We start from the raw sequence: 11139 nt of genomic DNA, 5'->3' as shown, positions 1-11139 counted from the left end.
GTGAAACCACAGTTCATCCTGTGCTCGGCCACCATCGGCAACGCTACCGAACATGCCCAGGCGCTGATCGAGGACGAGGTCGTCAYCATCACGCGCAGCGGTGCGCCGAGCGGCGACAAGCACATCCTTTTGTGGAACCCGCCGGTGATCAACCCGGATCTCGGTCTGCGCGCATCCGCACGGTCGCAGACCAACCTGATCGCCCGCGTGGCGATCAAGGCGAAGATGAAGACACTGGTGTTCGCGCAGTCGCGGCTGATGGTCGAGGTACTCACCAAATACCTGAAGGATGTCTTCGATCACGACACGCGACTGCCGGCGCGCATTCGCGCGTACCGTGGCGGATACCTGCCCACCGAGCGGCGCGAGGTGGAGCGTGCGATGCGCGCGGGCAACGTCGACGGCATCGTGTCCACGTCCGCGCTGGAGCTCGGCGTCGACATCGGCAGCCTCGACGCGGTCGTGCTCAATGGGTATCCGGGCTCGATCGCCGCCACGTGGCAGCGATTCGGTCGCGCCGGACGGCGCCAGCAGCCGTCGCTCGGCGTGCTGGTCGCCACCAGTGCGCCGCTCGACCAGTACCTGATGCGACATCCGGCCTTCCTCACCGAGGCGACCCCGGAGCAGGCGCGCATCCAGCCCGATCAGCCGCTGATCCTGCTCGACCACATCCGTTGTGCCGCCTTCGAACTGCCGTTCGTCGCGGGAGATGCGTTCGGCCCCGATGATGCCGGGCCGTATCTCCAGGTACTTGCCGAAGCGGAGGTGCTGCACCAGGAAGGCGAGCGTTGGGAATGGATTGCCGACAGCTACCCGGCCAATGCCGTGAGCCTTCGTTCGGTGGCCGATGGCAATTTTGTCGTCGTCGACCGTACGGAAGGCAGGCAGACGATCATCGCCGAGGTGGACTACTCGGCCGCGGCGCTGACGTTGTACGAGGGAGCGATCCACATGATCCAGTCGGTGCCTTACCAGGTCGAAAAACTCGATTGGGACGGGCGCAAGGCGTACTGCACGCGCACCCGCGTGGATTACTACACGGACGCCATCGACTACACCAAACTGAAAGAGCTTGAGTGTTTCGACGGTAGCAAGGCGGGCGAGGGCAGTGCACGTCATGGCGAGGTGCATGTCGTGCGTCGCGTGTCCGGCTACAAGAAGATTCGTTACTACACGCACGAGAACATCGGCTATGGACCGGTGAACCTGCCCGACCAGGAGCTCCATTCCACCGCCGTCTGGTGGCAGTTGCCGCAGACGGTACTCGACGAAGCGTTTCGCTCGCGCCAGCACGCGCTCGACGGATTCCTCGGTGCGGCCTATGCGCTACACACGGCGGCCGTGGTGGCGGTGATGGCCGAGCCGCGCGACCTGCAGAAGGCGGTGGGTTCGGGCGACGGCGGCTGGTCGGCGCAGGTGGATGCCGCGGGTCGTGGACAGATTCGTGCGCAGGATGGCGGGCTCGCCCTGGCGGACGCGCTCGAGCGCTTCCTGCCCACCGTCTATCTCTACGACAACTTTCCCGGGGGCGTCGGCCTCAGCGAGCCGTTGTTCCGGCGTGCGCCGGAGCTTGTCACGCATGCACTGGCCACGGTCGAAGGCTGCGAATGCAAGGCGGGCTGCCCCGCCTGCGTCGGCCCCGTGCTGGCCGCTGATGAGAACCGGGAGGAGACGCCGCGCGCCCTCGCCGCGCGCGTGCTACGCCTGCTCGGAGCCGCCGCATGAGCGACCTCGCCTCGAGACTGGCCGCCCTCCGTAAGCAGGCCGGCGGCCGATCTCCAGCTTCTGTAGGAGCCGATTCATCGGCGAACCAACCCGGCCTCAGTCCGAACAGTGTCGGCCCCGCTCCGCAGGGATCGCCGATGAATCGGCTCCTACAGAAGCCGGGCGTCGACCTGGCGGCGCTCCGCCGCATGGCGGGGGTGCGCGAGCGCCTCGGCCAGCCGCGCCTGCCACCACGCACCTTTAGCCGTGACGTCCCCGGCGAAGAGATCGCCCCTGGCCTGCGCTACCTCGAGCAGCGCTACGCGTGGCCCGATGCGCCGTCCGAACTCGATCTCACTTTCGCTCGCCTCACCAGCGCGCGCCGCGAACACGTGCTGCATTTCGATACCGAAACCACGGGGCTCGCCGGCGGCACCGGCACACGCGCCTTCATGATCGGTGCGGCCGACTGGCACGATGGCGGCTTGCGCGTCCGCCAGCTCTACATCACCACCATGGCGGCGGAGAGCGCCATGTTGCGATCGTTCGCCGAATGGATCGACGCCGACACGGTGCTGGTCAGTTACAACGGAAAATCCTACGACGCGCCACTGCTCGCGACGCGTTATCGGCTCGCGCGCATGACGAATCCACTCGCCGGGCTGACGCATGTCGATCTGCTGCACCCCGTGCGCCGCCGATACCGCCAGGTGTGGGAGAACTGCAAGATGCAGACGGCGGAACGAAACCTGCTGCGCATCGTGCGCGAAGACGATTTGCCGGGATCGGAAGCACCGCGGGCATGGCTCACGTATCTTCTCGGCGGGTCGTCAGGCGATCTCGTGCGCGTCGCTGCACATAACCTGCAGGACGTGCGCAGCCTCAGCGGCCTGCTCGTTGAGGCGCACGGCTGGGCCGCGCTGGATGCACGGCATGCGCAGGAAGGTTCGCTGCACGGTAACGAAAAATAGACGCGGTTCCGCGCACGCTCGCTCGAATCCCGTTGAAAGCGGTAAGGAGGCGAAGGCATGAGCGAGGCGACCAAACCCTGCGATCACGACGGGTGCAACTGCCAGATCCCGGTGTCGCGTGACTTCTGCAGCGAAAGTTGCCGCATGGCGGCCGAGAGCCAGAACGTGGGTGGTGCCTGCGAGTGCGGCCATGCGGCCTGCCAACAGCGGCGCTGACGACGATACGCGAGGAGTACAACATGACCGACGAAAAGAAACAGCCGACGTCCGGCTACCGCGAAGAGAATCTCAAGCCGTCGCAGGGAAAGCCAAAGGTGCCCGGCGAAGGCCATCCGAAGGAATCTCAGAATAATCCCAACCAGAAGCCCGGCAAGCAGGGCTCCTGATGGTGACAGGCAAATGTGGGAGCCGCCAAATGTGGGAGCCGCTTCAGCGGCGATAGCCAAGGTGCCGCACCCCCATCGCCGGCATAGCCGGCTCCCACAACGGACTCAGGCCGCCTTGCGCAGCAGTCCACCGATCGAAGCGATAGCGCCACCGATCGCTTGCGTCTTGTGGTCGTCGCTCATGGCGACACCCTCGGCGCGGACGAACTCGATGTCGGTGACACCGAGGAAGGCGAACACCGCGCGCAGGTACGGCTCCTGGAAGTCCATGCCAGCAGCTGGCGAACCCGGGAGGCTGTAAACGCCGCCACGCGAGGACGCGATGATCACGCGCTTGCCACCTGCCAGGCCCTCGGGGCCGGCCGCGGTGTACTGGAAGGTCTTGCCGGCGACGGCAATGCGATCGATCCAGGCCTTGAGCGAGCTCGTAATGCCGAAGTTGTACATCGGCGCACCGATGACGATGACGTCGGCGGCGAGGAATTCCTCGAGAACTGCGGCGTTCTCGGCGGCAGCCGGATCGTTCTCACCGGCCGGCAGGCCCCAATGGCCGAGCGGGGCGGCGTGCAGGTCACGGTAGGTCACGTCGACGCCCGGGTGGTTCTTCACGAACTCCGCCACGACGGCCGCCGTCAGACCGCGGGAAACAGAATAGGCGCCAAGCGCGCTGGCATCGAGATGCAGGAGTTTCATGGGTGTTCCTCAGTCGTAGACCGCAGGATGCGGGACGGAGGAAACGATACGCCGGCGACAATCGCCTGATTAGCCCGCCTGGAGTAGACTCATTGTTTCGAATTGGAAACGACGGATTCCGATGGAAGGCGCACTGCAGGACCTCAACGATCTGTACTTCTTCGCCTCCGTGGTCGAGCACGGGGGCTTCTCGGCCGCCGGGCGCGCCCTGGGTATCCCGAAGTCCCGCCTGAGCAAGCGCATCGCCCAGCTGGAGGACCGGCTGGGTGTGCGGCTGCTCCAGCGGACCACGCGTCGTTTCGTCGTCACCGAAATCGGCGAGCGCTTCTACGCCCATTGCCGCGCCGTTCTGGAAGAAGCACGGGCGGCGCAGGACGCCGTGGACGAGCTGCGCACCGAGCCGAGGGGCATCGTGCGCGTGAGCTGTCCTGTCTCGCTCGCCCAGAACGTGCTCGGTCCGATGTTGCCGGCCTTCCTGCTCGAACACCCCAAGGTGCAGGTGCGCGTGACCGCGACCAATCGCCGGGTCGACGTTATCGGCGAAGCCTTCGACGTGGCGATCCGGGTGCGCGAGAAGCTCGATACGGACGCCACCCTGGTCCTGCGCAGCATCGGCTTCGCGCGCAACCTGCTGGTGGCCAGCCCGAAGTTCCTCGACAGCAACGGTCGCCCGAAGACCCTCGACGAACTGGCCGCGCTGCCGGCCTTGTCCATGTACGAGCATGAAGGCGCGCAGGTGTGGGAGCTGGTCGACTCCAACGGCAAGAAGGCCGCCGTCGAGGTCAAACCGCGGCTGGTCAGTGGCGATTTCTCGATGCTGATCGCGGCTGCCGTGCAGTGCTGTGGCGTCGCGCTGTTACCCGAGGATTACTGTGGCCCGTTGATTTCCAGCGGCGAGCTGGAATGGGTGCTGCCCGAGTACACCACGGCCCAGGGGACGCTGCACTTCGTCTACCCGAGCCGCCGTGGCCTGCTGCCGGCCATTCGCAGCTTCGTCGACTTCCTCGCCGATCGCCTGCCCAAGGCGCAGGCCGAGTTCCACAAGGACTGCGACAAGGTGGCGGCCGATCCCAGCCAGGCAGGAGCGATCAAGATGGCGCGCATGTTAGGATCGAGCCCTTCGGCCACGTTTGGCCATCCAAACGAGTAAGGATGTTCGATGCAGCTCGAAACCAAGCTTCCCAAGGTCGGCACGACCATTTTCAGCGTGATGAGCCAGCTCGCGCTGGAACACAAGGCGGTCAACCTGGGCCAGGGCTTTCCTGATTTCGAGCCGCCGGAGCCCCTGCGCGAAGCGATCACGCGGGCGATGGCCGAGGGCAAGAACCAGTACGCCCCCGGCATTGGCATTCCAAAGCTGCGCGAGCAGATCGCCGCGAAAACCGAGCGCCTGTACGGTCATCGGGTCRGCCCGGACACCGAGGTCACGGTCACCTCGGGTGCCACGGAAGCCTTGTTCTCCGCTATCGCCGCCGTGGTGAGGGCAGGGGAGGAGGTCATCGTTTTCGACCCCTGCTACGACAGCTACGAGCCGGCCATCGAACTCCAGGGCGCGACCGCGGTGCATATCCCGCTGACGCTGCCTGCGTTCGGCATCGACTGGCAACGCGTGCGTGAGGCCGTGACGCCGAAAACCCGCATGATCCTGATCAACTCGCCGCACAATCCGTCGGGCGCGGTGCTTTCGCGAGCCGACCTTGACGAGCTGGCGTCCATCGTGCGCGACACCAACATCGTCGTGTTGTCCGACGAAGTCTACGAACACATCGTGTTCGACGGTGCGGAACACCAGAGCGTGTTGCGCCACGAGGAACTGGCCACGCGCAGTATCGTGGTCTCGTCCTTCGGCAAAACCTACCACTGCACGGGCTGGAAGGTCGGCTACGCGATTGCGCCCAAGGCGTTGACGGCCGAGTTCCGCAAGGTTCACCAGTACCTGACCTTCTGCACGTTCAGTCCGGCGCAGTGGGCCTTCGCCGAGTTCCTCGAGTCCACGCCGGAGCATTACCTCGAACTGCCGGCGTTCTACCAGGCCAAGCGCGATCGTTTCCGTGAACTGATCGCACCGTCGCGGTTGAAACTGCTCGATGTTCCGGGCGGCTATTTCCAGCTGGTCGACTACAGCGCCATCCGCGATCTCGATGACATCAATTTCAGCGAATGGCTCGTGCGCGAAGGCGGCGTGGCCGCGATTCCCCTTAGCCCGTTCTACGAGAGTGCGCCGGATACGCGGCTGGTCCGGCTCTGCTTCGCCAAGAACGACGCCACCATGGAAGCCGCTGCGGAGCTGCTGTGCAAACTCTGACCGTTTCCCTCGTCCAGGGCGCGACGCGCTGGCACGATGCCGCCGGCAACCGCGACTATTACGGCAAGCTGGTGCGCGGCGCAGCGCCCAGCGACCTCATCGTGCTTCCGGAGACCTTCCTCTCCGGCTTCACTAACGACACGCTCGGCAACGCCGAAACGATGGACGGCGTCAGTGTGGCGTGGATGCGCGCTTTGGCCACCGAAGTGAACGCCACGCTCACCGGCAGCCTGGTGATCCGCGAAGGCGATACGGTCTTCAACCGGCTCCTGTGGGCATCGCCTGACGGTTCGCTGGCGTATTACGACAAGCGCCATCTGTTCCGCATGGCGGGCGAGCACACACGCTACGGCGGCGGTAACGAGCGCCTCATCGTGGAACTGAAAGGTTGGCGCATCCTGCCGCAGGTCTGCTACGACCTGCGCTTTCCGGTATGGCTGCGCAACGGACGTCGCGAAGAAGCGGCCGGCGGCATGGACTACGACCTGGCGCTGTTCGTGGCCAACTGGCCGGCGGCACGGCGCCATCCGTGGCGGACCTTGCTGCGGGCGCGCGCGATTGAGAACCTCGCGTACGTCATCGGCGTGAACCGTGTCGGCGTGGACGGCAACGATCTGCCTTACGCCGGCGATAGCGCCGTGATCGACACGGTCGGCGAGCCGCTGGTGGAACTGGGCGCGCAGGAGCAGGTCATCACCGTGGTCCTGGACCCCGCTTCGCTCAAGGCACACCGCGAGCGTTTCCCGGCGTGGATGGACGCCGACCGCTTCGCCCTCGATACCTCGGCCTGACCGGCCAATCAGTTAACCGGATAAATCGGATAACCGGATAACCGGCTCTTCGTAGGAGCCGATKCATCGGCGATCCCGCGGCAGCGGGCCAGGCTGYCGCRAGCACCCRTTCGCCGATGAATCGGCTCCTACTTCGCGGGTTCAAACGGAACCGCTGCGCCCGGCTTCAGGCTCTTCCGCCACGCTGCCAGCTTGTCCTCGATCCCTTCGCCGATAGCGATCTGTGGCTCGGACGCCTCGAGCGCGCCCTTCTTCTCCCACGCAGCGATTTCCGTTTTCGCCTTGCCGAACGCTTCGACGAAGTCCGGCGTCGTGTTCAGACCATCGACGAGCCACGCGCGGCCGAAATACGTGATGTCCGAATCGACGCCGCAGCCGAACGAGGTCCGGTCGGTGCGTGCCGAGGTCAGCACCAGGGTGCCCGGTCCACTCAGCTTCGGGACGAAGCCGCCGGAATAGCAGGCGTTGACCACGACCACCTTCCAGCGGAAGGCGTGCCGCGAGAGGATTTCCGAGACGCCATCGGCGTCGAGCTGGTCGAGCGGGATGGGATCCATGTCGACGAGGAGCGAGTGATCGCTTCCACCGTGCGTGGCGAGATAGACGACGAGGATGTCCTCACGCGTGTCCATGACCTTCGCGAGGCCGTCGATCGCACCTTCGAGATTGGTCCAGCTTGCGAGCGGCCGCGTCGTCAATGTCGCCGGATTGTTCTCCAGCACCAGCGTATGACCCGGGCTGGCGAAACGCTTGCTCACCAGCGTGTCGAAGTACTCGGCCTCATTGCGGAACACGTCTTCCGAGCCATCGCCGCCGAAAGCCAGGGCGTAGATGTTGGTCTTGCCAGGCGTGCGCGGAGCCAGGGCGGCTACCGCCTTGCGTAAGGTCTCAGGCTGGGCGGTAAAGACCTGTTCCGGCGTCGGCGCATCGTTCGGCCAGTCGCCGGAGTCGACATCCACCGATTCATCATCGGTGGCCGTGCTCGTCGCGGCAGCGGGCGCGGCCTCGGGCGGCGCCGTGGCGGCAAGCGCCGGCGAGGTTGCCGCCACAGGCTCGCGGACCACCGTTACAGGGGCAGGGCCCAGGTGCAGCACGCCGACGGTGAGCAGCACGCCGGCGACGAAGGCGCCCAGCACATAAATCGGCGTCCGCCGCCGTGGATCAAGGTGTGATGGCATCGAAATCCGCCACGGCAGGGTGGCCGGCATCCGTCAGCGCCTGTGGCGGCCGGATCAACTGGGTGGTCCGCATGCCTGCCTCACGCGCAGCGTCCAGCTCTTCCTTGATATCGGAGAGGAACAGCACCTGGCCGGGCGGCAGGCCGATGGCTTCGGCGATCTTCCGGTACGAATCGGTCTCGCGCTTGTGTCCGGTCTGGGTGTCGAAGTAGTCGGAGAAGAGCGGGGTCAGGTCGCCCATCTCGGTAAAGCCGAACAGCAGCTTCTGCGCGGCGACCGAGCCCGACGAATACACGTAAAGCTTGAGGCCCTGGGCGTGCCAGGCGCGCAACCGCGCGGCCACCTCGGGATACATGTGGGAGGTAAACACACCGGACTCGTAGCCTTCCCGCCAGATGAGACCCTGCAGGGCCTTCAGTGCGGTGGACTTGCGGTCTTCGTCGATCCAGCCGATCAGCAGGTCGATGATCTCGCCGCGCGAGGCCTCGACAATGTTAGCTTCCTTCGCCGCTTCCGAAAGCCAGTGCTGCACCTCGGCTTCGTCGGTATGTGTTTCGACGTAGGCCGGCAGGTGCTTGCGGGCGTACGGGAAGAGTACGTCCTTGACGAAGTCGATTGAACTGGTGGTGCCCTCGATGTCGGTGAGGACGGCGCGGATGTCGGACATGAGAGGGCTTACCTGCGGAGCGGGGAGATTCAGCAGGATAAACGACGCGACGTGGAGGCGAAATGCCCGAGCCTCAGCGCAGGCTCCGCACCGTGAAGAACTCGCTGGCGATCTTCCATCCGTCGGCGGTCTTCACCAGTTGCAGAACCTTCCAGCCGACGCTGCCGTCATCGCCACGACGGGTCACGAAGTCCAGCGAGGCCTGGGCGAGCGAGCCGTCCTGTTCGATACGCGAACGAGCGCGAGGGGTGTCATCGGCGGGTGGCCAGCAGCGTATCGGCGCTGTGGGCAGCGGCGGAGGCGGGACTCGGGGTCGTGCCCCGAACGGCCTTGCACGTGCCACCCGCGCTGAAGCCGGTCAGCGAGACATGGGGCCTGCCGGCCTTGCCGTCGACGGGGATACATCTGCTGGTTCGCGGTGCGGGCTCGCCTGAGGCCGCCCACCACCTCGCGCGCGTGATCCGCGAGGTGGTTGACGAGGTGGTGCGCGCCTGAGCACGCAAATTCGACTCAGGCGGCGGTGGATGCCTTGGCGGACGGGTGCGGGCTCATGCGCGGGAAGCGCTCGGCGATGTCCTCGCCGGTGAAGCTTGCCACCCAGCCTTCCGTATTGGTGAACAGGCGAATAGCCACGAAGTAGGGCGATTCGCTCATGTCGAACCAGTGCGGGGTGCCGTCGGGCACGCCGATCAGGTCGCCTTTTTCGCAGAGCACTTCGTGGACGCGGCCGTCGATATGCAGGGTGAACTGGCCGGCCCCGGCGACGAAGAAGCGGACTTCGTCTTCGCTGTGCGTATGCTCGTTCAGGAACTTCTGACGGAAGGTGGCGCGGTCCGGGTTGTCGGGCTTGAGGCTGATGACATCTACCGACTGGTAGCCGTTCTCGGCCATCAGGCGGTCGATGTCCGCACGATAGGCGGCGATGACCTCGTCCTGGGTGGCGCCGGGGGTGATGTCCTGCGTCGCCTCCCACTGTTCGAAGCGCACACCTACCGCGTCTAGGGCGGCAGCGATGTCGGCGTGCGCGGTGTGGACCACTACCGGGGTGTCGTGCTGGTTGTCGTTGTAGATACGCAGACGGCTCATGGGGAAAGCCTCCTCAGGTCGAGTTCGCAGCCCAGCAGGAATTCCAGGGCCTCGAGATGGCGGCGTGTTTCGGCCATGTCGCGGCCCCAGGTATAAATGCCGTGGCCATTGATCAGATAGGCATACAGCGGCTTRCCGCCGTCGATCCAGGCGTCCACCTGGGCCTCCAGCTCGGGCATCTGCTGCGTGTTGGGGAAAACGGGGATGTCGAGCACGCTTTCGTGCGTGGTGTAACCGGAAATCGCCTTCTGCAGCTCCCATCCTTCCAGCCGGACACGGCCTTCCGCGGCAAAGAGTCGCGAGGCGACGCTCTGCGTGCGCGAATGGGTGTGAAGCACCGCGTTAGCTTCAGGAAAACGCCGATAGATCTGCGTATGGAGCCCGGTTTCGGCCGAAGGGCGGTTGTCCGAGCCGACGGCCTTGCCTTCCATGTCCACCACCATGATGTCGTCGCGGCCGAGGCGTCCCTTGTCGCGTCCCGAGATGGTGATCGCGGCCAGCTCGTCGTCGATGCGCATCGAGAAGTTGCTGCTCGTCGCGGGCGTCCAGCCAAAAGCCGCCAACTCGCGTGCGGCGTCGGCGATGGCATCGGCGCGCTCGGCCAGCAGGGCGGGATCGACGTGGGAAAGGGTCTTCGGCATGGGGATTTGGACGTCCAAACAGGGGGCGAATATACCACGGGCCGGAAACCGGTCCCCGCGCTAATGGGAACCACTCCTTTTTCCGTGAACGGGTACGATTTCGGTCAGCACCGGCCCAGATGCAGGCCGGATCACCATCGACGGAGGTTTTACCCATGTCGGAACACGATACGAATAATGAGGGGCGCCGGCGTTTCCTCAAGGTCGCTGCCGGCGGCGTTGCCGTAGCCACCGTGCTCGGCACCCTGCCGCGCCTGGCCCGGGCCCAGGACCTGCCTCACCTTTCGCCCTCCGACCCCACGGCGGCCGCCCTGAAATACACCGAGGACGGCAGCAAAGCCCAGGGCAAGAAGACCGCCAGCGACGCCTGCATGAACTGCAACTTCTACCAGGGCAAGGCCGCTGCCGCTTGGGGCCCGTGCCAGCTCTTCCCGGGCAAGGCCGTTGCCAGCAAGGGCTGGTGCATTTCCCACGCTGTCATGATCTGAGGCTGGGAGGGCTCGCCCTCGGCCTCGCGTTTTGCCGCGAGCCGCCCCCGCAGACGCGAAAAGAGCCAAAAAAAACCAGCCCGCAGGCTGGCTTTTTTGTTCGAAATATTCATGTGAGACACAAAATGCAGCTCAGGCGCGCCAGGCCGAGGAGCTGACTCGCCTGACGCGCTGAGCGGCAATCCGGGGCCCACTGCCAAGTGATTTACCCACGGAACCGGGATCATAC

At 65.4% G+C, this 11139-nt stretch carries 14 protein-coding genes; 9 read left to right on the top strand and 5 right to left on the bottom strand.

Going from position 1 to position 11139, the window contains the following annotated elements; all coding sequences use genetic code 11:
• The 4 genes from AC1DSN_RS12150 to AC1DSN_RS12135 all read left to right on the top strand — a co-directional run.
• Nucleotides 1-1725 (top strand): DEAD/DEAH box helicase (locus AC1DSN_RS12150; protein WP_477330868.1); only part of this gene is annotated, 1725 nt, incomplete at its 5' end.
• Between the two features lie 137 nt (nucleotides 1726-1862).
• The gene (locus tag AC1DSN_RS12145; RefSeq protein ID WP_477294687.1) at nucleotides 1863-2675 is read left to right on the top strand and encodes a ribonuclease H-like domain-containing protein; all 813 of its coding nucleotides are present in this window, start codon (nucleotides 1863-1865) and stop codon (nucleotides 2673-2675) included.
• Between the two features lie 57 nt (nucleotides 2676-2732).
• On the top strand, nucleotides 2733-2891 hold the full coding sequence (locus tag AC1DSN_RS12140) for a hypothetical protein (RefSeq protein ID WP_477330866.1): 159 nt from the start codon (nucleotides 2733-2735) through the stop codon (nucleotides 2889-2891).
• 23 nt (nucleotides 2892-2914) lie between these two features.
• The gene (locus AC1DSN_RS12135) at nucleotides 2915-3061 is read left to right on the top strand and encodes a hypothetical protein (protein WP_157504460.1); all 147 of its coding nucleotides are present in this window, start codon (nucleotides 2915-2917) and stop codon (nucleotides 3059-3061) included.
• A gap of 105 nt (nucleotides 3062-3166) precedes the next feature.
• Here AC1DSN_RS12135 and AC1DSN_RS12130 read toward each other — a convergent pair whose 3' ends face one another.
• Nucleotides 3167-3754: an FMN-dependent NADH-azoreductase gene (locus tag AC1DSN_RS12130; protein ID WP_063573818.1), complete on the bottom strand. Its 588-nt coding sequence runs from the start codon at nucleotides 3752-3754 to the stop codon at nucleotides 3167-3169.
• A 121-nt stretch (nucleotides 3755-3875) separates the two neighbouring features.
• Between AC1DSN_RS12130 and AC1DSN_RS12125 the strand changes: the two genes are divergently transcribed.
• The 3 genes from AC1DSN_RS12125 to AC1DSN_RS12115 are packed head-to-tail and all read left to right on the top strand — an operon-like array spanning nucleotide 3876 to nucleotide 6850.
• Nucleotides 3876-4904 (top strand): LysR substrate-binding domain-containing protein, encoded by a 1029-nt coding sequence (locus tag AC1DSN_RS12125; RefSeq protein ID WP_213947288.1) that lies wholly within the window; start codon nucleotides 3876-3878, stop codon nucleotides 4902-4904.
• 9 nt (nucleotides 4905-4913) lie between these two features.
• Complete coding sequence (locus tag AC1DSN_RS12120) at nucleotides 4914-6059, top strand: pyridoxal phosphate-dependent aminotransferase (protein ID WP_477330864.1); 1146 nt, start codon at nucleotides 4914-4916, stop codon at nucleotides 6057-6059.
• Nucleotides 6047-6850 carry an amidohydrolase gene (locus tag AC1DSN_RS12115; RefSeq protein ID WP_063573726.1) on the top strand — a complete coding sequence of 268 codons (804 nt, stop codon included), beginning with the start codon at nucleotides 6047-6049 and terminating at the stop codon, nucleotides 6848-6850. The genes AC1DSN_RS12120 and AC1DSN_RS12115 overlap by 13 nt, the downstream gene beginning before the upstream one ends.
• Nucleotides 6851-6978: 128 nt before the next feature.
• Here the strand turns inward: AC1DSN_RS12115 and AC1DSN_RS12110 are convergent, their stop codons facing one another.
• Together AC1DSN_RS12110 and mtnC are read right to left on the bottom strand one after the other, a co-directional pair.
• Nucleotides 6979-8028, bottom strand: coding sequence for a C13 family peptidase (locus AC1DSN_RS12110; protein WP_477294693.1), 1050 nt, complete (start codon nucleotides 8026-8028; stop codon nucleotides 6979-6981).
• Nucleotides 8012-8695 carry an acireductone synthase gene (gene mtnC / locus AC1DSN_RS12105; protein ID WP_213947290.1) on the bottom strand — a complete coding sequence of 228 codons (684 nt, stop codon included), beginning with the start codon at nucleotides 8693-8695 and terminating at the stop codon, nucleotides 8012-8014. Before mtnC ends, AC1DSN_RS12110 begins: the two co-directional genes overlap by 17 nt.
• 315 nt (nucleotides 8696-9010) lie before the next feature.
• Here mtnC and AC1DSN_RS12100 point away from each other — a divergent pair, with 315 nt between their 5' ends.
• Nucleotides 9011-9190 (top strand): hypothetical protein, encoded by a 180-nt coding sequence (locus tag AC1DSN_RS12100; RefSeq protein WP_213947291.1) that lies wholly within the window; start codon nucleotides 9011-9013, stop codon nucleotides 9188-9190.
• Between the two features lie 15 nt (nucleotides 9191-9205).
• On the opposite strand, the gene AC1DSN_RS12095 is transcribed toward AC1DSN_RS12100, so the two are convergent.
• Together AC1DSN_RS12095 and AC1DSN_RS12090 are read right to left on the bottom strand one after the other, a co-directional pair.
• Nucleotides 9206-9781: a 1,2-dihydroxy-3-keto-5-methylthiopentene dioxygenase gene (locus AC1DSN_RS12095; RefSeq protein WP_477294696.1), complete on the bottom strand. Its 576-nt coding sequence runs from the start codon at nucleotides 9779-9781 to the stop codon at nucleotides 9206-9208.
• Nucleotides 9778-10422: a methylthioribulose 1-phosphate dehydratase gene (locus tag AC1DSN_RS12090; protein WP_063574316.1), complete on the bottom strand. Its 645-nt coding sequence runs from the start codon at nucleotides 10420-10422 to the stop codon at nucleotides 9778-9780. The genes AC1DSN_RS12095 and AC1DSN_RS12090 overlap by 4 nt, the downstream gene beginning before the upstream one ends.
• Before the next feature lie 155 nt (nucleotides 10423-10577).
• Here AC1DSN_RS12090 and AC1DSN_RS12085 point away from each other — a divergent pair, with 155 nt between their 5' ends.
• Nucleotides 10578-10910, top strand: a complete 333-nt coding sequence (locus AC1DSN_RS12085; RefSeq protein WP_213947294.1) for a high-potential iron-sulfur protein — start codon at nucleotides 10578-10580, stop codon at nucleotides 10908-10910.
• The last annotated feature ends 229 nt before the right edge of the window (nucleotides 10911-11139 follow it).

Source organism: Luteibacter sp. P4_D7_3, from assembly GCF_056401735.1.
The sequence above is the reverse complement of the archived record's forward strand: the minus strand, read 5'-3'. Positions and strand labels throughout refer to the sequence as shown.

Excerpts from the sequence above, each read along its gene's own strand:
- mtnC (WP_213947290.1), bottom strand. The coding sequence starts at position 8,695 with ATGTCCGACATCCGCGCCGTCCTCACCGACATCGAGGGCACCACCAGT.
- AC1DSN_RS12130 (WP_063573818.1), bottom strand. The coding sequence starts at position 3,754 with ATGAAACTCCTGCATCTCGATGCCAGCGCGCTTGGCGCCTATTCTGTT.
- AC1DSN_RS12135 (WP_157504460.1), top strand. The coding sequence starts at position 2,915 with ATGACCGACGAAAAGAAACAGCCGACGTCCGGCTACCGCGAAGAGAAT.
- AC1DSN_RS12085 (WP_213947294.1), top strand. The coding sequence starts at position 10,578 with ATGTCGGAACACGATACGAATAATGAGGGGCGCCGGCGTTTCCTCAAG.
- AC1DSN_RS12095 (WP_477294696.1), bottom strand. The coding sequence starts at position 9,781 with ATGAGCCGTCTGCGTATCTACAACGACAACCAGCACGACACCCCGGTA.
- AC1DSN_RS12145 (WP_477294687.1), top strand. The coding sequence starts at position 1,863 with ATGAATCGGCTCCTACAGAAGCCGGGCGTCGACCTGGCGGCGCTCCGC.
- AC1DSN_RS12110 (WP_477294693.1), bottom strand. The coding sequence starts at position 8,028 with ATGCCATCACACCTTGATCCACGGCGGCGGACGCCGATTTATGTGCTG.
- AC1DSN_RS12125 (WP_213947288.1), top strand. The coding sequence starts at position 3,876 with ATGGAAGGCGCACTGCAGGACCTCAACGATCTGTACTTCTTCGCCTCC.
- AC1DSN_RS12140 (WP_477330866.1), top strand. The coding sequence starts at position 2,733 with ATGAGCGAGGCGACCAAACCCTGCGATCACGACGGGTGCAACTGCCAG.